We start from the raw sequence: 18,881 nt of genomic DNA, 5'->3' as shown, positions 1-18,881 counted from the left end.
GCGACCCGCTCACCCACGCGGTCGCCCGCCGCGCCGGGCCCGGCCGATCCCAGGGCCGCGGATTCGAAAGCCGCTGCACCCTGGTCCGGGTCAGCGCCGCGCAGAACCGGCAGCACCGCCTCGGTCGCGGCGACCTGACCGCAGCGGCGGGCGACGTACCGCGCCGCCATGACGTGATCGTCGCGTCCGAAGTCGGCCATCGCGTCGGCGACGAAGAACACCTGGATGCCTTCCATGAACGCGACAAGCGCCGTGGTCAGGCACCCGATGTGGGCGTACACCCCGGTGATGACGAGCTGGTCGCGGCCCTCGGCCGCCATCCGCGCCCCCAGGTCGGAGCGGTAGAACGCGCTGTACCGCCACTTGGTGAGCACGGTGTCGCCCTCGTCGGGAGCCAGCTGCGGGATGATCCCGGTCGCCTGCCGGTCCGCCGGCCCCGGCCCCCAGAAGTCGGTCAGCAGGGCCCGGTCGACGGGCCGCTGGGCGGGCGGCTGAGCGGTGTAGACCACCGGCACCCCGCCCCGGCGCGCCGCTCGCGCGAGCCGGCCGATCGACTCGATCGCCACGTCGAGCTGGCCGGCGTGCGCGGCCGACGGGACCTCGGACGGGGCCTCGGACGGGGCCTCGGACGGGGCCTCGGACGGGGTCACCGGCTCCGCCGTGCGATCGAACATCGAGACGAAGTGCGACTGCATGTCGTGCACGAGCAGCACCGCCCGGCGCGGCTCGAGCCGCCAGCTGGTCACGTTGTCCGCGAGGCCGGTGTCGGCCTCGAACGAATACGGCCTGATCCTGGGGATGGGCACGTCGACGGAACCTTCCCGTGAGAGGTTAGGTGAGCCTTACTCGCCGCACCGTAGCAAAGGCAAGCCTTACCTAACTAGGCCACCCGGCTCGAATTCTTCCCGCCCGGCGCCAGGGGGTGAGCGACCCACACGACGTGACCGCCGTCGCGGCAGACTCGGCTCGACCCACGACAGGAGCCCAGGTGAATCAGCCTCCGGCACAAGCGCGCACCCGAGTCGTCGTGCTCGGCGCCGCACCCGATCCCGCCGCGATCGACGACCCGTTGCTCACCGGGCGGGAGCGGCAGCGGTGCGCCGCGTTTCGGCGCGAGATCGACGCCGCGCGGCATGCGACCGGGCGGCGGCTCGCTCGGCAGGCGGTGCACGACCTGCTCGGGGTGCCCGCGCGGACGGTCCGCGTCGCGGTCGACGCCGACGGACCGACGCGCGGCCGCCCCCGACCGACCGTCTCCGGGGAGGCGGTGGACGCGCACGTCTCGATCGCGCACGCCGGGCAGGTCGTGCTCGTCGCGGCCGCGCGGGTGCCGTGCGGGATCGACGTCGAGCTCGTCGAGGGGCTGGCCTCCCTGCTCGGCAACGACGTCGTGTTCAGTCCCGGCGAACTGGGCGTGCTGGCCACCGCCGGAAGCGAATCCCTCGCCCTCGCGACGACCTGGTGGACCGCCAAGGAGGCGGCGTTGAAGGCGCTGGGCGTCGGTTTGCGCGACGACCCCGCCACGCTCGACGCCCGCAGCGGCGTCATCACCGTCGACGACCCAGGCGCCCCGACCCGCTGGCGCATCACCGACATTCCCGCCCCGCACGGTCACCGCGCCTGCCTGGCGACGCCGCAGGACGTGCAGATCGAGGTGTCCCAGACCTGACCGCGGCGCCACCGCGGGCGAGAGCCCACCGATCTCACCTTGAGACAACCACCCACGACACCTTGCGCATTAGGGAAGCCTTACCTATTTTGAGCGGGTTCACGTGCGCGACCAGGTCGCGACAGGATCGGACCGGCCGAGAGGGTCGCCATGTTCGCCAACTATCTGATCGGGCTCCGCGAGGGGCTCGAGGCCAGCCTCGTGGTCGTCATCCTCATCGCCTATCTCGTGCGTTCGGACCGGCGTCACCTGCTGCCGCAGATCTGGGGCGGCGTCGCGGTGGCGATCGCGATCTCGCTGGGCTTCGGGGCGCTGCTGACCTTCGGGCCGAAGGGCCTGACGTTCGAGGCGCAGGAGGCGATCGGCGGCGGATTGTCGATCGTCGCAGTCGGATTCGTCACCTGGATGATCTTCTGGATGGCCCGTTCGGCGCGCGGCCTGTCGGGCGAGCTGCGCGGCAAGGTCGACGCCGCCGCCCAGGCCGGCCGCGGCAGCCTCGTGCTCGTCGCGATGCTCGCCGTCGGGCGCGAGGGCCTGGAGACGGCGCTGTTCCTGTGGGCCGCGACGCAGGCGGCCGCCCGCGACAACGCCTCGACGACCGCGCCGCTGCTCGGCGCCCTGCTCGGGCTGCTCACCGCGGTCGCCCTGGGGTGGCTCGTCTACAAGGGCGCGGTCCGCCTCGACCTCGGCAAGTTCTTCGCGTGGACCGGCGGCTTCCTCATCCTCGTCGCGGCCGGGGTGCTCGCCTACGGCGTCCACGACCTGCAGGAGGCGGGCCTCCTGCCCGGCCTGCACCACCTCGCCTTCGACGTCAGCCACATCATCGACCCGAGCGGCTGGGTCGCCGCCCTGCTCAAGGGCACCCTCAACTTCTCCCCCGCCACCACCTGGCTCGAGGCGATCGCCTGGGTCGGCTATGTGGTGCCCGTGTTCATCCTGTTCGTCCGCCGGGTCCGCCGGCCGAATCCGCCTGCCGCCGACCCGCGGTCGTCCACCTCGAAGACCACCACCCCGCAAGGAGCCCGCGCATGATCCGCCCCCGCTCGCCCCGCCTGCTCGCCCTCGGCGCGGCGACCGCCCTGGTCACCCTCGCGGGATGCACCGACAACGCCCCCTCCGCGGGATCGGCCGGCAGCGCCGACGCCTCCGGCAGCGGCGCCCTCGCGGTGACCTCCACCGACTCCGCCTGCGAGGTGTCGGCGAACCAGGCCGGGTCCGGCAACCTCGTCTTCAACGTCACCAACGGCGGCTCGAAGGTCACCGAGTTCTACCTGCTCGCCGACGACGGGCTGCGGATCGTCGGTGAGGTCGAGAACATCGGGCCCGGCCTGAGCCGTGACCTCGTCGTGCGCGCCGCGCCGGGCAGCTACTACACGGCGTGCAAGCCGGGCATGGTCGGCGACGGCATCCGCAGCGCGTTCACCGTCACCGACTCCGGGGCCGACCTCGACGCGGGCTCCGACCCGCAGCTCGTTGAGCAGGCCAACACCCAGTACGCCTCCTACGTCAAAGACCAGACCGAGCAGTTGCTCACCGGCACCAAGGAGTTCGCGGCCGCCTTCACCGCCGGCGACGAGGCGAAGGCCCGCGCGCTGTACGCCCCGACGCGCGTGCACTGGGAGCGCATCGAGACCGTCGCCGAGAGCTTCGGCGACCTCGACCCGCGGATGGACCTGCGCGAGGCCGACCTGGAGCCGGGCCAGAAGTGGACCGGCTGGCACGTCGCCGAGAAGGACCTGTGGCCGCCGAAGACCGGGTACACCAAGCTCACCGACGCCCAGCGCAAGCAGATCGCCGACCAGCTCGTCGCCGACACCCAGACCCTGTACGACCGCACCCGCGACACGACGTACACCGTCGACCAGATCGGCAACGGCGCCAAGGGCCTGCTCGACGAGGTCGCGACCGGCAAGGTGACCGGCGAGGAGGAGGCTTGGTCGCACACTGACCTGTGGGATTTCCAGGCGAACGTCGACGGGGCGAAGGTCGCGTGGGAGGGGCTGCGGCCGATCCTCAAGAAGCGTGACGCGGCCCTGGACTCCCAGATCCAGCTGCGCTTCTCCGAGCTGCAGAAGCTGCTCGACCAGCACAAGGAGGGTGAGGGCTTCGTCACCTACGACAAGCTCAGCAAGGCGGAGGTCAAGGAGCTCTCCGACGCGGTCAACGCGCTCAGCGAGCCGCTGAGCAAGGTCACCGCGGCCGTCGTCTGATGCGTGACGACAGCACCGGCGCACCCCAGACCGAGGCCGGGGGCCACGACGAGTCTGCCGAGGACACTGCGCCGGAGGGCCGGGACGGCCGGCGGCGCGGTGTCAGCCGACGCGGCATCCTCGGGCTGGCCGGCGCCGGTGCGGCGCTGACCGCCGCGGGATTCGCGGGCGGGCGGCTGACCGGTTCGGCGCAGGAGCAGGAGGCGGCCGCACCAACCGCCTCCGACTCCTACCCGTTCTACGGCGAGCACCAGGGCGGCATCGTCACGCCCGCGCAGGACCGGATGCACTTCGCCGCGTTCGACCTGCGCACCGACAGCCGCGACGACCTCGTCGCGCTGCTGACGGCGTGGACTGCCGCGGCGGCCGAGATGACCGCGGGGCGCCCGGTCGGCGGCGACCCGACCTCCTACGACGCGCCCCCGAACGACACCGGGGAGGCCGAGAATCTCTCCGCGGGGCACCTCACGCTGACGTTCGGCTTCGGCCCGTCGCTGTTCCGCGACGCGAAGGGGCGCGACCGCTTCGGGCTCGCGGCCCGGCAGCCGCAGGCGCTGGCCCGGCTCCCGCACTTTCCTGGTGACAACCTCGACGCGGCGCGCAGCGACGGCGACCTGTGCGTGCAGGCGTGCGCCGACGACCCGCAGGTTGCGGTGCACGCGGTGCGCAACCTGTCGCGGATCGCGTTCGGCACGGCGTCGCTGCGCTGGAGCCAGCTGGGCTTCGGGCGCACCTCCTCGACGTCGACGGCGCAGGCGACCCCGCGAAACCTGTTCGGGTTCAAGGACGGCACCGCCAACCTCAAGGCCGAGGACCCCGACCTCGTCGACGAGCACGTGTGGGTCGGCGCCGGCGACGACGCGGCGGCCGGCTGGCTGGCAGGCGGCTCCTATCTCGTCGCGCGGCGGATCGCGATGAACATCGAGACGTGGGACCGCACGTCGCTGCGCGAGCAGGAGACGCTCTTCGGCCGCGACCGCCGCGAGGGCGCCCCGCTCAGCGGCGGCACCGAGTTCTCCGAGCCCGACTTCGCCCTCACGGGCCGCGGCGGGGTTCCGCTGATGGCCATGAATTCACATGTGCGGCTGGGGCATCCGAGCCAGAACAACGGCGCTCGGATGCTGCGACGGGGGTACAACTACACCGACGGCAACGACTCGCTCGGGCGGCTGGACGCCGGGTTGTTCTTCATCGCCTACGTGCGCGACCCGCGCACGCAGTACGTCCCGATGCAGACCCGCATGGCGCGTGAGGACGGGATCAGGGAGTACCTGCAGCACCGAGCGTCGGCGCTCTTCGCGGTCCCGCCCGGCGTCCGCGAGGGCGAGACCCACATCGGCCAGGCCCTCTTCGCGTAGCCACCGTCAGTCGAGGGCCGGGGCCGAGTACCGCGGGGCGCGGGAGGTGCGCTCGCTGCCGCACGTGAGCCGGGCCTCCGGCGCGCGGTCGACGTCGACGACGACCTCCTGCACCTCGTCGCCGACGCGCACCTGCACGACGGCGTGCCCGCGGCGGCGCACAAGTACGCGGCTGGTCACCGCGTCGAGCCTGGTCTCGCCGAGGCGCTCGCGCACGACGTGTTCGGCGTACTGCGACACCCACGGTACGGTCGTGCGGCCGCGCAGGTGTTCCAGCGACAGCCGCCCGGCGAAGTGGTCGGCGACGACCCGCGGCCCGGAGGCGGGGTCCAGGCGCCCGTAGGCGTGCCCGTCGGGCAGCACGAGCAGGTTCGCGGCGAATCGGTCGCCGCCCAGATGCGAGCTCTCCCAGACGAGGTCGCCGAATTCCGCGGCGAGTGCCCGCACGAGGGGCCGGCCTCGCTCGGCGCAGCAGGCGTCGTGGCGCCCGTGGGTGCAGGCGAGCAGGATCGGCTCGTCGTGCGGCTCCAGCCCGACTCCGTGCGGCCCGGTGGCACCGGACAGGTCCCAGTCGGCGACGGCCGCCAGCGAGTCGAGGCGCGCGGTCTGCGCCCATCCGTGCCGGGCGTTCACGACGAACACGCGCCTGGCGCCACCCGCGGATCGGCCCATGCGGCGGATGAGCAGCGGCCGGATGCCGAGCTCGCGCTCCCACCCGGCAGCCCGGGCACGCACCGGCTCCGGAACCCGCAGGCACTGCAGCACCGCCGGCCCCCACGGCCCCGGGTCCTCCAGGAGGAGGAACGCCGAGACCGTGGAGGCCGTGGCGGTCAGCGGCTCGTCACGCGCCTCGCTGTCGACCGAGCATCGGAACCGCTGCGTGGCCTTCGCGAGCCCGGCCGCCTCGGCGGCCGGCACGTCCAGCGGCAGCCGACGCGGGCGGTCCCGCCGGGCGCCGCTGCCGTCGGTGCTGTCGGTACCGCCGGTGGTCATCGCACCACTTCCAACAGACCCTCGCGCACTAACCGGCGGCACAACACGAGCGCGCTCTGCTCGTCGAGCACGTCGCCCAGCTCGGCGGGGCGCAGCTCGCCGTCGGTGGCGGCGACACGACGCACCGCGTCACCGATGCGGCCGGGCACCGTCATCGATCGATCTCCGAGCAGCAGCCGCAGGTCGTCGCCGGCCGGTCGCACGACGCAGGTGCTGCCGGCGCGGCGTCGCAGCACGGTCTGGGCCTCGATCCCCGGCAGCTCCAACCGGTCGAGCAGCGCGCCCTCGAGCAGCGGCTGACGCCCCGACTCGAAGCGCACCTCCTCGGCGTCGACGAGCCCGTCGAGGTCGGCGCCCGCGAGCGCCGCGGTGAGCTCGTCGACCTTGGCCCGCAGCGCCGCGGCGAGCGCCTCCTTGTCGTCGAACAGCCGCGCGGGCAGCGGTCCGGCGAATGCCTCGTCGGCGAGCACCGGCTCCACGACCTTGCGCAGCAGGTCGCGCCACACGAACCGGTTGATGCCGACGGTCACGTGCAGCGAGGCGCTGGCCTGGGTGCGCGCCATGTGCGGTGTACCGGTCGGAAGGTACATGCACGTGCCCGGCTCCATCGTCACCTGGTGCGCGCCGCGTTCGTCGTGGACCTCCCAGTCCTTTGTGCCGAACGTTTGGAACACGAAGACGTCATGGGTGTCCTTGTGCAGCGCGAACCCTTGGGAGCCGGGCGGCGTCAGGTAGGCGTTGGCCTGGCACGGGTGCCCGAGCTCCTCCTCGAGGCCGCGCACGAGGCGCCGCAGCGGGTCCCAGTAGCGCTGCAACCCCTGGAAGACGATCGTCGCGCCGTCTCCGAAGAGGTCGAGCACCTTGCGGGGATCGACGAGGCCGGTCATCGGCGTGCCGGCGATCGTCGCGTGCCGGATGTAGCGCGACTCGGCGAGCACCGAGCCGTCCTTGGCGATACGCAACTGCGGGGTGCGCATCGCGCTCGATGTGATGAGGTGGTCGGCCTGCTCGATCCCGAAGAGGCCGTCGAGGTCGGCGGGCGGAATGTGCCGAACGAGGAGCCGGCGACCCCACACCTCCGTGGCGAAGGTCGTAGGGTCGCCGGCCAGGAACTGCAGTGAGTTCATCCCGTCAGAGCTCAGGCATCGGTGCCGTCGGAGTCCCCTCCGTCGGTCCCGTCCGAGTCGTGCGAGTCGCCGTCGGTGCCGTCGGTGGAGTCGCCGTCGGTGCCATCGGAGTCGTGCGAGTCCCCGTCGGTGCCGTCGGTCGAGTCACCGTCGGTGCCATCGGAGTCGGTGCCGTCGCTGTCGCCACCATCGGCGCCGTCGGAGTCGTGCGAGTCGCCGTCGGTCCCGTCGGTCGAGTCGCCGTCGGTCCCGTCGGTCGAGTCGCCGTCGGTGCCGTCGGAGTCGGTGCCGTCTCCGTCGCGGCCGTCGGTGCCGTCGGCGTCGGCGCCCGGAGCCGGCACGCTCGCGGCGCCGTCGGTGACCAGCTCGTCGTCGCTGAGCGGCTTGTCGTTGTCGGTCATCTGCTCTCCTTGAGTCTGAGGAGGTCGGGGTCGTCCCCGCCGGCCGAGCCTCGCAGGGCGACGACCAACGGCGATCTGCCGACTCTAACGACGCCCCCACGACCCTGAGGACTGCGCATCGTGATGAAAACCGCTGTTCGCGCCGCAGTGGTCACCACGACACACAGTTCTCAGCGACCCTGAACAGGCCGGGGCACGCGCTCGGAGAGCGTGAGTCGCGCGCGCAGCAAGCGCGCCAGCGGGGTCGGCCGCCCCGCTGGGACGGCGGGTAGGGACAACTCAGCGCCGCCGCTGTGTTCGCGCACGCGCCGGGCGATGTCGATGGCGAGGGTGCGCTGGGTGTCCAGCGCGCTGTGGCCGTGCGCGCGCACCGCGACGAGCCGACCGCGCGGCGCGAGCCCCACGATCTCCTCCGAAACGCGCCGCGGGGTGCGCAGGTCGCGATCGCCGCTGATCACGACGATCGGCCAGTCGAAGCCCGGCAGCACGACACGGGTGTCGAGCGCTTCGGGGGCCGCGGGATCGAACGGTTCGTAGCGGCGCGCGAGCGCCTCGAACGAGCCCTCCACCCGCAGCGGTCCGCTCACCTCGGCCATCGGGGCGGTGGCCGCGTAGTCCAGTTCGCGAAAGGCGATGCGGTCGACGAGGTCGAACTCCATGAGCAAGGGCAAGTTCTTGGTGACCTCGCGCGCCCCGAGCCGGTGCACCCACCGCCACGTGCGACCGCCGCGCCCCCGCTCGAGCAGCGCCAGCATGCGCGCCAGGCCCTCGGGGCCGGTGAACTCGTGGAAGAGCTGCAGCCCGAAGGCGTTCCGCGGATCCAACCGGCCCCCCACCACGAGGCGACGGACGTCGACCGCGACCTGCTCCGTTCTCCGGCCGCCGACCCAGAGGGTGTCGTTGAGCGCCGCGCGGGCCGCGTGGTTGTTGTCGGCGCCGACCATCGCCGAGTCGAGGATCATCGCGGCCACCCGTTCGGGATGGCGGGCGCCGAACACCTGCGCGAGGTAGCTGCCGTAGGAGGTGCCGTAGACGACGGCCGTCTCGATGCCCTCGGCGTCGAGCACGGCGGCGGCATCGTCGGCCGCCAGCGCGGAGGTCATGTCGTCTGCCACGAGGTCGACGCCCGCGGTGTCCTGACGGGAGAGCCCGACTCCGCGATGCTCCACCATGACCAGGTCGAGACCGGCCTTCGTCGCCTGGGCCCGCAATGCTGCGTACGGCCGCACCGACGCCAGCCCAGGCCCGCCGGGAAACACGAGCACCGGCACCTGCCGGCCGACCGAGCGCGGCCCCGTGCGGGTGTAGGCCAGGGGCAACGTGCGACCGCCGGGCAGCGGGCGGTCGACGCTGCGCACCTCGTCGCGGGCCCGCGACCTGGCGGCGGCGCGGGCTCGGCGGGAGGCGGCTCGCCGGGCTCGGGTGGGCGACGTGGTCATGGGGTGTTCCTCCGACCGATTCGCTGTGCTCGGCTCCCCCACCTCTCGGAAGTGGGGCTAGGCCTGCGTGGCGTGGGCGCCGGGCATGGTGGGCTGCGGGGCCGGGGCGGGACGCTCGATGCCGGCGGCGGCGTAGGCCTCGCGCTCGTCGAGGGTCTCGGTCTCCAGGAGGCGGGCGACGATGCTCTCGAGCCGGTCGCGGTTGTCCCGGAGGGTCGACGTGGCCTCCGCGTAGCACTCCTCGATGACGCGCCGGACCTCCGCGTCGGCGGCGGCGAACATCTCGTCGGAGAAACCGGCGGCGCGCGGGTCGCCCTCGCTGGGGTAGATCTGCACGGGGCCGACGCGGTCGCTCATGCCCCAGCGGCCGACCATCTGGCGGGCGATGTTCGTCGACGTCGACAGGTCCGACTCCGCGCCGGTGGTGACGACCCCGAAGACGACGTCCTCGGCGGCCATGCCGCCGAGCGCCCCGATGATCCGCCCGCGCAGGTAGGCCTCGTCGTAGCCGTACCGGTCGGTGTCGGGCGTCGACAGCGTGACCCCGAGGGCGCGCCCGCGCGGGATGATCGAGATCTTGCGCACCGGGTCGGCGCCCGGCTGCAGCATGCCGAGCAGTGCGTGCCCGGCCTCGTGGTAGGCGGTGCGGCGCCGCTCGTCCTCGGGCATGACGACGTTGCGCGCCGCCCCGAGCTGCACCTTCTCCAGCGACTCGGACAGCATCGCCTGTGTCACCTGACTCGCGCCGCGTCGGGCCGCCAGCAGCGCGGCCTCGTTGGCGAGGTTCGCGAGCTCGGCACCGGTCATCCCCGGCGTCGCCTTGGCCACCGCCGCGAGATCGACATCGGCCGCCAGCGGCACGTGCCGCGTGTGCACCCGCAGGATCGCCTCGCGTCCGGCGGCGTCGGGTGCGTGCACCATGATCGTGCGGTCGAACCGCCCGGGGCGCAGCAACGCCGGGTCGAGCACCTCGGGCCGGTTGGTGGCGGCGAGCACGATGACGCCCTCGGATCCGGAGAAGCCGTCCATCTCGGTGAGGATCTGGTTGAGCGTCTGCTCACGCTCGTCGTGCCCGCCCATCGACTGCGCGCCGCCACGGGCCCGCCCGATTGTGTCGATCTCGTCGATGAAGATGATCGCCGGCGCCACCTTGCGCGCCTCCGAGAAGAGTTCGCGCACTCGCTGGGCGCCGACCCCGACGATCATCTCGATGAATTCGCTCGCGCTGGCGCTGAAGAACGGCACCCCGGCCTCACCGGCGGTCGCCCGCGCGAGCAGGGTCTTGCCGGTGCCGGGTCCGCCCGCGAGCAGCACGCCCTTGGGTGCGCGGGCGCCGAGCGCGGCGTACTTGTCGGGGTGGCGCAGGTAGTCGACGATCTCGTTGATCTCGTCCTCGACCTCGTCGATGCCGGCGACGTCGTCGAAGGTGACCCGCACGGTCTCCGGGTCGACGGGCTTGGACTTGCGCCCACCCGTGAGTCCGCCGCCCATCATCGACGACTGCCGCCGGAACATCCACACGTAGAACGCGATGAGCAGCAGGATCGGCAGGAACGCCGAGAGCAGGTTGCCGAGCACACCGCGCTGTTCGACGACGGGAGTCGCCCGCACGGTCGTGCCCTGCTGCTCCAGCTCGGTGAGCAGGTCGTCGCGGGCGAACGTGGGCCGTTCGGTGTTGAACACCGTGTACTGCTTCTGGTTGTCGGCGGCGCTCGTCGCGGCCTGCCGCAGCTCACCCTGGATCGTGTCGCCGCGGGCGTACACCTCCGCGACGTTGCGCGCCTGCACCTGCTGGGTGAACTCGGTGTACGGGATCGTCGCGACGTCGCTGCGGGCGTCGAAGAACGTCGCGACCGCGAAGCTGCCGAGATACACCAGGAGCGCGAACGTCAGGAACGAGCGCCAGTTGAACTTGCGGCGCCCGTCCGGCTTGTCGTCGCCGGAGCGGTGCGGCAGCCCCTCGATGCGCCAAGGGCGCTTGGGATCCCGCTCCTGCTCGTCCGCCGGCTTGTTGGGTGTGGCCATCTCGCCCTCCGATCGCACACGGGTGATCGGCACCCGGCTCGTGGCGTCAGGCTAATGCGCGTGCTCACGCGCCGCCGCCCACCCCGTCGACCGATCCGGCTCAGACGGCTCAGCCACGCAACCGCACCGACAGGCAGGTCACGCACCCCTCGAGCTTCTCGAACTCGGAGATGTCGACGGTCAGCACGTGCAGCCCGCGCCGCCGAAACATCGCGGCGGTCCGCGGTGCGGAGGCGGCCATGAGCACGGTTTGTGCATCGAGGACGACGACGTGCGCGCCGGACTCCTCCGGTACGGCCTCGAACCGCGGCCACACCCGGGGGTCGTCGACGAGTGGCTCGTGGCCGACGACCGTGCCGTCCGGCAACGCCGTGACGGCCGATTTCAGGTGCAGCACCTTGGAGACGGGCCGGCCGACGACCCGGGCCCCCAACGGTCCGAGCAGCTCACCGAGCTGCCACACGCCGTCGGCGTTCGTGCGCCCACCGAGCCCGACCCACACGGTGCCGTCGTGTTTGAGCACGTCGCCCCCGTCGAGACAGCCCGGCGCCTCGATCCGCGCGACGCGGTACCCCTCGGCGACCAGTGCCGCTGCGACACCGGCCTGTTCGGGCCAGCGGGCGGGGGCGCCGCTGCGGCAGAGCACGGCGAGATCGCCGTACACGACCACCTGATCCTCGATGAAGACCCCGTCGGGGCAACCGGGCAACGGCATGACCTCCCGGACCTGCCACCCCGCGCGGGCCAGGGCTGCGACGTACCCCTGCCACTGCATGAGCGCTCGCCGAGCGTCGACGGGGCGCCGCTCGATGTGGGTGACGATCCCGCCGGCCAGGGCCGCGCTCGGGCGTCGCACGAGGGCGCGGCGGGCATGCATGCGCCACATGATGACACGTCCTCGACACCGCGCCGTGGGCCGGCGCCGGGCCGGGTGCACGGGCTCTTGTGCGGCGCGAGAGGATTGGTTCTGGTACCGCCACCCTGACGCCCCGAGAGGGTCGCTGTGGTACTGCCTCGGCCGTTACAGTTCCCGACCGGGGATCAGCACAACTGTTTTTTGGGGGAACGTCCGATGTACCGCATGTCCGCAAACCGGGTCGACGATCGTTACTGCTACACGGTGACCGACGACGAAGGCCACGTGCTCGACGCCCGCACGACCGCGCGCGTCTACCGCGGCGCCGTCGTCGCGCTGAGCGAGATGAGCCAGTACGGCACCGTCATGTCGTGGCACCCGACACCCGACGCCGCCGTCACCGCCGCCGCGACCCTGCGCCGCAAGCGCCCGGAGTTCCTGGTCTCGGCCGTCACCGCCTGACGTCACGCTCCGGCCCGGTCGGCCGCACGAATCGTTCCGTCCGCGAACACCGCGGGACCGCCTGGTCTACGCTCAACGGCGGAATGTCGTTGCACGCCACGCGGGGAGGCTCAGTGTCACAGGCAGAGCGCGGCACGATCCACGTCGATGTGGCCCTTCAGGGCGGTGGCGCGCACGGTGCGTTCACGTGGGGGGTGCTGGACCGGCTCCTGATCGAGGAGCGCATCCGCTTCGACGGGATCAGCGGCACGAGCGCCGGGGCCGTCAACGCGGCCGCCCTCGCCGCCGGGTTGAACAGCGGCGGGCGCGAGGAGGCGCGGGCGAACCTGCGCCGCGTCTGGGAGACGGTGGGTCGCCTGGGCTCGTGGCTCGCCGAGCCAGGAGTCGCGTTGACCAGCGGCACACCGCTGGAGCCGTGGGCCCGCGCCGCGCAGGCCTGGCAACGCGCCTGGCTCGCGACCCTCGGACCGTTGTCGAGCTGGCCGCAACAGGCCGCCCTCGTCTGGAACGCCGCGTGGTCGGCGGCGGTCTCGCCGTACGAGTCCAACCCCTGGAACCTCAACCCGCTGCGCTACATCCTCGCCGAGACCATCGACTTCGACGCCGTGCGCAACTGCACGCAGCTACAGCTGTTCATCGCCGCCACCGAGGTGCGCACCGGCCGGCTGCGGCTCTTCGGCTGTCACGAGACGACGATCGACGTCGTGCTCGCCTCCGGGTGCCTGCCGACGCTCTTCCAGGCGGTGCACATCGACGGTCAGCCCTACTGGGACGGCGGGTACGCCGGCAACCCGGCCCTGCTGCCGCTCGTCGCGAAGACGGTCGCCGACGATGTGCTGATCGTGCAGATCAACCCCGCGCAGCGCCGGCGCGAACCGCGGACGGCGACGGAGATCCTCGACCGGATGAACGAGATCGTCTTCAACGCCACCCTGCTCAAGGACCTGCGGACGCTGGCGCTCATGCGACGGCTGCTACACACCGCCGGCTCCGGCACGACTCCCCAGGCGCCGGCCTCGGGCGCGCACGGCCTGCGCCGGCTCGCCGAGAGCGCCGACGGGCTGGCGCGCGTGGCGAACCTGCGATTGCACTGCATCGACGGAGGCGACGACCTCGCCGAGCTCAGCCCGGCCACGAAGGCGGCCGCCACGCTGAGCTCGGTGGCCGAGCTGCACGACCTCGGCTGGGAGCACGCGCAGGACTGGCTGGAGCAGCACCGCGACGACCTAGGAGCCCGCGCCACGCTCGACCTCGATCGGTATCTGGACATCACCTTGTGATATGTCCGGATCGCCCCGCCGGTGCACCCGCGTCCGGAACCGATCGGACCGAAAGCTTGCCGCGGCGCGCCGAGTTCGGGTAGGTTCGGACACGAGCTGAGCAGCTCAACAGGATTGTGACTCCTCGCGGAGGCAAGACCTGGGACCGTGTGGTGTCCCGGGTCTTTTTTTTATGCCCGGGGCACTGGTGCAGCGAGGAACCACACACGAATCGAGGAGGATTCGATGGCGGTGGACTTCCGCGGCCTCGCCGGCGGCATCGTTGATGGCGTCGGTGGGCTCGACAACATCAAGGGCGCGCGGCACTGCGCGACCCGGCTCCGCATGGAGTTGCGCGACGAGAGCAAGGCCCAGACCGACCGCATCAAGGGCCTCGACGGCGTCATGACCGTCGTGCAGTCTGGCGGCCAGTACCAGGTGGTCATCGGCAACGATGTGCCGAACGTCTACGCCGAGATCGCCGACATGCTCGAGGGCGGCAGCGCGCCCGGCGACGAGGAGGAGTCGGGCACCAAGGGCAACCTGCTCGACCGCTTCATCGAGCTGGTCAGCTCGATCATCCACCCGATCCTGTGGCCGCTGGCCGGAGCGGGCCTCTTCAAGGCGTTCCTCACGCTGTTCACCACACTGGGGTGGCTGAGCGCCGAGACCACCGGCTACACGGTGCTCAACGCGGCCTCCGACTCGCTCATCCACTTCCTGCCGATCCTGCTCGCCATCCCGGCCGCCAAGCGCTTCAAGGCTAACCAGTACACGGCCGTCGCCATCGCCGGAGCGCTCGTCTACCCGGACATCATCGCGCTCAACGAGGCCACCGAGCCGCTGACGTTCTTCGGCATCCCGCTCGTCATGATGAGCTACGTCAGCTCGCTGCTGCCGATCATCGTCGCCGTCTGGATCCAGGGTTACCTCGAGCGGTTCTTCACGCGGGTGCTTCCGGGCGCGATCCGCAACTTCACGGTGCCGCTCATCTCGATGCTCGTCATGGTGCCGCTCATCCTGCTGACGATCGGCCCGGTGACGATCATCGCCGCCAACGGCCTGGCCGCCGGGGTGGACTGGCTCTTCCAGGTCGCCCCGTGGGCGGCTGGTGCTGTGATGGGTGGCCTGTGGCAGGTGTTCGTCATCTTCGGCCTGCACTGGGGACTCACCCCGATCATCCTGCAGCAGCTCTCGGGCGGCTTCTCGATCATGGCCGGACCGCTCGTCGGCGCCGTGCTCGCCCAGGCCGCCGCGACCCTCGCGGTTGCCCTGCGCACGAAGGACCCGGAGACCAAGAAGCTCGCCGGCCCCGCGGCCCTCTCCGGCTTCCTCGCCGGCATCACGGAGCCCGCGATCTACGGTGTCAACCTGCCCCGAAAGCTGCCGTTCTACTTCGGCATCGTCGGCGGTGCCGTCGGCGGCGTGCTGGCCGGCATCTCCGGCGCGGGCACCAGCGCGTTCGTCTTTCCCTCGCTCATCGGTCTTCCCGCCTACCTGAAGACCCCCAACCTGCCGCTGTTCTTCATTTCCATCGTCGTTGCCGTCGTCATCGGCTTCACGCTCACTTTCTTCTTCGGCGTCAAAGACAACATCGCCTCCCCCAGTGAGACGGCGATTCCCGCGCCGGGTGCGGACCCGGTCGAAGAGGCCCCGACGCGCAGCGTCACCGACGCGGACGCGGCCGGCGCAGCAACCACCGGCACGGCCGCCGTCGCGGGTGGGGCCGTCGAGGGGCGCGGCATCGACGTCGTCGTGCAGGCACCCATGAGCGGCCGTCTCGTGCCGCTGGAGCAGGTCTCCGACCCAGTGTTCTCCGGCGGGGCCATGGGCTCCGGAGTCGGGATCGAGCCGACCGACGGCACCGTGTACGCCCCCGTCTCCGGCAAGATCGTGGTCGCTATGAAGAGCGGTCACGCCTACGGGATCCGCACCGACGAGGGCGTCGAGGTGCTCGTGCACATCGGCCTCGACACCGTGAGCATGAACGGCCAGGGCTTCTCCCCGCGCGTCGCCAAGGGCGACCTCGTCGAGGCCGGCCAGGTGCTCGCCGAGGTCGACCTGTCCGCGATCGACGCGGCCGGGCACCCAAAGACCACGGTCGTGCTCGTCACCAACACGGCCAAGCAGCGCGAGGTCGCGCCGGCCACGGGCGACGAGGTCTCCCACGGTGAGCCCGCAATCGTCGTCACCACCTGAACCGATCCATTCGACCAGCTAAGGAGAACAGTGACCACCCAGTCCACCGCCCGCACGTTCCCCGACGGCTTCCTGTTCGGCGGCGCCGTCGCCGCCAACCAGCTCGAGGGCGCCTACCTCGAGGACGGCAAGCTGCCCTCGATCCAGGACGTGCTGCCCAAGGGCGGCCTCCAGCCGCCCACCGACGAACCGACTCCGGACAACCTCAAGCTCGAAGGCATCGACTTCTACCACCGGTTCGAGAGCGACCTGGCCCTCATGGCCGAAATGGGGTTCAGCGTCTTCCGCATCTCGATCGCCTGGAGCCGGATCTTCCCGCGCGGCGACGAGGAGACCCCGAACGAGGCCGGCCTGGCCTACTACGACCGCCTCATCGACGCGATCGTCGCGAATGGGATGACGCCGCTGGTGACGATCAGCCACTACGAGACCCCGCTGCACCTGGCCAAGACCTACGACGGCTGGCGCGACCGGAGGCTGATCGGCTTCTACGAGCGGTACGCCCGCACGCTCTTCGAGCGCTTCGGCGATCGGGTCAAGCACTGGCTGACGTTCAACGAGATCAACGCGATCACGATGGCGCCGCTCATGGCCGGCGGCATCTGGACGCCCCGGGAGGAGCTGTCGACCTCGCAGCTGTACCAGGCGATCCACCACGAGCTCGTCGCGTCGGCGTCGGTGACGAAGATGGCCCACGAGTTGGACCCGGAGTTCAAGATCGGCTGCATGATCCTGTCGATGCCGGTCTACCCGCTCTCGCCCGACCCGGCGGACGTGTGGGAGGCCAAGCGGATCGAGCACGAGAACTACGCCTTCGGCGACATCCACTGCCGCGGGGAGTACCCCGGCTACCTGCTGCGGATGTTCCGGGAAGAGGGCGTCGAACTCGACATCACCGACTCCGATCGGGAGATCCTCAAGAACACCGTCGACTTTGTGTCGTTCAGTTACTACATGAGCGTCGCGGCGACGGCCGACCCGGCCAAGCAGATCCGCGGCGAGGGCAACGTGCTCGGCGGCGTGCCGAACCCGACTCTGGAAAAGACCGAGTGGGGCTGGGCCCTCGACCCGATGGGCCTGCGGATCGTGCTCAACGACTACTACGAGCGGTGGGGCAAGCCGCTGTTCATCGTCGAGAACGGCCTCGGGGCCAAGGACGAGCTCGTCGAGGTCGACGGCGTCAAGACCGTGGTCGACGACTACCGCATCGACTACCTGCGCAATCACCTGCTCGCGGTGCGCGAGGCGATCGAGGACGGCGTCGACCTGTGGGGCTACACGTGGTGGGGACCGATCGACGTCGTGTCGGCCGGCACCGCGCAGCTGAGCAAGCGCTACGGGTTCGTCTACATCGACCGCAACGACGACGGGTCTGGATCACTGGAGCGGTACAAGAAGAAGTCGTTCGACTACTACCGGCGCGTCATCGCCAGCAACGGCGCGGCGCTCGACGAGGAGCTGTCATGACCACCTTCCCCGCCACGTTCCCCGACGGGTTCCTCTGGGGCGGTGCGACGGCCGCGAACCAGTTCGAGGGCGCGTACCTGGCCGACGGCAAGCTGCTGTCGATCCAGGACGTCATGCCGCACGGCATCACGGCCCCGCCCACCCAGGAGCCCACGCCGGACAACCTCAAGCTCGAGGGCATCGACTACTACCACCGGTACGCCGACGACATCGCGCTCTTCGCCGAGCTCGGCTTCTCGGTGTTCCGCTTCTCGATCGCGTGGAGCCGTATCTTTCCGCGCGGCGACGAGGAGGAGCCGAACGAGGCGGGCCTGGCGTTCTACGACCGGGTCCTGGACGAGTGCGAGAAGCACGGCATCACGCCGCTGGTGACGATCAGCCATTACGAGACCCCGCTGCACCTGGCCAAGACCTACGACGGCTGGGTCGACCGGCGGATGATCGGCTTCTACGAGCGCTACGCCCGCACGCTCTTCGAGCGCTACGGCTCGCGCGTGAAGTACTGGCTGACGTTCAACGAGATCAACGCCGTGCTCCACGAGCCGCTCATGGCCGGCGGCATCTGGACGCCCAAGGACGAGCTGAGCGCGCAGGACCTCTACCAGGCGATCCACCACGAGCTCGTCGCGTCGGCGTCAGTGACGAAGATCGCGCACGACCTCGATCCCGAGCTCAAGGTCGGCTGCATGATCATCGCCACCCCGGCCTACCCGCTCACCCCGGACCCGCGCGACGTGCTCGCGGCCAAGCACTTCGAGGAGGCGAACTACGCGTTCGGCGACGTGCACTGCCGCGGCGAGTACCCCGGCTACCTGATGCGCTCGTTGGCGGAGCAGGGCGTGGAGCTGGACATCACGGACTCCGACCGCGAGACGCTGAAGAACACGGTGGACTTTGTGTCGTTCAGCTATTACATGAGCCTGTGCCAGACGGTCGACCCCACGGTCCCCGCGGGCGCGGGCAACATCCTCGGCGGCGTGCCCAACCCCACCCTGGAGTCCAGCGAGTGGGGCTGGCAGATCGACCCCGTGGGCCTGCGCGTCGTGCTCAACGACTACTGGCAGCGGTGGGGCAAGCCGCTGTTCATCGTCGAGAACGGACTCGGGGCCAAGGACGAACTCGTCGAGGTCGACGGCGTCAACACCGTGCTCGACGACTACCGCATCGACTACCTGCGCGAGCACCTCATCCAGGCGCGGGAGGCGGTGCGCGACGGCGTCGACCTGCTCGGCTACACGTGGTGGGGCCCGATCGACGTCGTCAGCGCCTCGACGGCGCAGTTGAGCAAGCGGTACGGGTTCATCTACGTCGACCGCAACGACGACGGCAGTGGATCACTCGAGCGGTACAAGAAGAAGTCGTTCGACTACTACCGCAGCGTCATCGACAGCAACGGCGCGGCGCTCGACTGAGCGC

General features: G+C 71.1%; 16 protein-coding genes. 9 read left to right on the top strand and 7 right to left on the bottom strand.

Going from position 1 to position 18,881, the window contains the following annotated elements; translation table 11 throughout:
- Positions 1-806, bottom strand: an 806-nt coding sequence (locus PINTE_RS09855; RefSeq protein ID WP_084343439.1) for an isochorismatase family protein, incomplete at its 3' end; no start/stop codon positions are given.
- A gap of 182 nt (positions 807-988) precedes the next feature.
- On the opposite strand from PINTE_RS09855, the gene PINTE_RS09850 reads away from it, so the two are divergent.
- From PINTE_RS09850 to efeB, 4 genes are all read left to right on the top strand, one after another.
- The gene (locus PINTE_RS09850; RefSeq protein WP_157087165.1) at positions 989-1,669 is read left to right on the top strand and encodes a 4'-phosphopantetheinyl transferase family protein; all 681 of its coding nucleotides are present in this window, start codon (positions 989-991) and stop codon (positions 1,667-1,669) included.
- A 150-nt stretch (positions 1,670-1,819) separates the two neighbouring features.
- Positions 1,820-2,701 carry an iron uptake transporter permease EfeU gene (gene efeU / locus PINTE_RS09845; RefSeq protein ID WP_068429438.1) on the top strand — a complete coding sequence of 294 codons (882 nt, stop codon included), beginning with the start codon at positions 1,820-1,822 and terminating at the stop codon, positions 2,699-2,701.
- Positions 2,698-3,879 (top strand): iron uptake system protein EfeO, encoded by a 1,182-nt coding sequence (efeO, locus tag PINTE_RS09840; RefSeq protein ID WP_068429434.1) that lies wholly within the window; start codon positions 2,698-2,700, stop codon positions 3,877-3,879. Before efeU ends, efeO begins: the two co-directional genes overlap by 4 nt.
- Positions 3,879-5,237, top strand: coding sequence for an iron uptake transporter deferrochelatase/peroxidase subunit (gene efeB, locus PINTE_RS09835; RefSeq protein ID WP_084343437.1), 1,359 nt, complete (start codon positions 3,879-3,881; stop codon positions 5,235-5,237). Before efeO ends, efeB begins: the two co-directional genes overlap by 1 nt.
- Positions 5,238-5,243: 6 nt before the next feature.
- Here efeB and PINTE_RS09830 read toward each other — a convergent pair whose 3' ends face one another.
- The 6 genes from PINTE_RS09830 to ddaH form a co-directional block, all read right to left on the bottom strand.
- Positions 5,244-6,230, bottom strand: a complete 987-nt coding sequence (locus tag PINTE_RS09830; protein ID WP_068429431.1) for a ferredoxin family protein — start codon at positions 6,228-6,230, stop codon at positions 5,244-5,246.
- Positions 6,227-7,357, bottom strand: coding sequence for a cupin domain-containing protein (locus PINTE_RS09825; RefSeq protein WP_084343436.1), 1,131 nt, complete (start codon positions 7,355-7,357; stop codon positions 6,227-6,229). Before PINTE_RS09825 ends, PINTE_RS09830 begins: the two co-directional genes overlap by 4 nt.
- A gap of 11 nt (positions 7,358-7,368) precedes the next feature.
- Positions 7,369-7,758, bottom strand: coding sequence for a hypothetical protein (locus PINTE_RS09820; RefSeq protein ID WP_068429427.1), 390 nt, complete (start codon positions 7,756-7,758; stop codon positions 7,369-7,371).
- A 170-nt stretch (positions 7,759-7,928) separates the two neighbouring features.
- Positions 7,929-9,197 (bottom strand): alpha/beta fold hydrolase, encoded by a 1,269-nt coding sequence (locus tag PINTE_RS09815; protein WP_068429423.1) that lies wholly within the window; start codon positions 9,195-9,197, stop codon positions 7,929-7,931.
- 57 nt (positions 9,198-9,254) lie between these two features.
- A complete protein-coding gene (ftsH, locus tag PINTE_RS09810) occupies positions 9,255-11,222 on the bottom strand; it encodes an ATP-dependent zinc metalloprotease FtsH (RefSeq protein ID WP_068429455.1) in 1,968 nt (655 codons plus the stop codon).
- Between the two features lie 109 nt (positions 11,223-11,331).
- Complete coding sequence (gene ddaH, locus PINTE_RS09805) at positions 11,332-12,099, bottom strand: dimethylargininase (RefSeq protein WP_068429451.1); 768 nt, start codon at positions 12,097-12,099, stop codon at positions 11,332-11,334.
- A gap of 204 nt (positions 12,100-12,303) precedes the next feature.
- Here ddaH and PINTE_RS09800 point away from each other — a divergent pair, with 204 nt between their 5' ends.
- From PINTE_RS09800 to PINTE_RS09780, 5 genes are all read left to right on the top strand, one after another.
- Complete coding sequence (locus PINTE_RS09800; RefSeq protein WP_157087164.1) at positions 12,304-12,540, top strand: hypothetical protein; 237 nt, start codon at positions 12,304-12,306, stop codon at positions 12,538-12,540.
- 113 nt (positions 12,541-12,653) lie between these two features.
- The gene (locus PINTE_RS09795) at positions 12,654-13,820 is read left to right on the top strand and encodes a patatin-like phospholipase family protein (protein WP_217996554.1); all 1,167 of its coding nucleotides are present in this window, start codon (positions 12,654-12,656) and stop codon (positions 13,818-13,820) included.
- Between the two features lie 225 nt (positions 13,821-14,045).
- On the top strand, positions 14,046-15,998 hold the full coding sequence (locus PINTE_RS09790) for a beta-glucoside-specific PTS transporter subunit IIABC (protein ID WP_068429414.1): 1,953 nt from the start codon (positions 14,046-14,048) through the stop codon (positions 15,996-15,998).
- Between the two features lie 30 nt (positions 15,999-16,028).
- Positions 16,029-17,465, top strand: coding sequence for a glycoside hydrolase family 1 protein (locus tag PINTE_RS09785; RefSeq protein ID WP_068429411.1), 1,437 nt, complete (start codon positions 16,029-16,031; stop codon positions 17,463-17,465).
- Positions 17,462-18,877, top strand: a complete 1,416-nt coding sequence (locus tag PINTE_RS09780) for a glycoside hydrolase family 1 protein (protein ID WP_068429408.1) — start codon at positions 17,462-17,464, stop codon at positions 18,875-18,877. The genes PINTE_RS09785 and PINTE_RS09780 overlap by 4 nt, the downstream gene beginning before the upstream one ends.
- Positions 18,878-18,881 lie beyond the last annotated feature (4 nt).

Origin of the sequence: Piscicoccus intestinalis NBRC 104926 (assembly GCF_001515525.1) — a bacterium.
Classification (GTDB): Bacteria; Actinomycetota; Actinomycetes; order Actinomycetales; family Dermatophilaceae; genus Kineosphaera; species Kineosphaera intestinalis.
The sequence above is the reverse complement of the archived record's forward strand: the minus strand, read 5'-3'. Positions and strand labels throughout refer to the sequence as shown.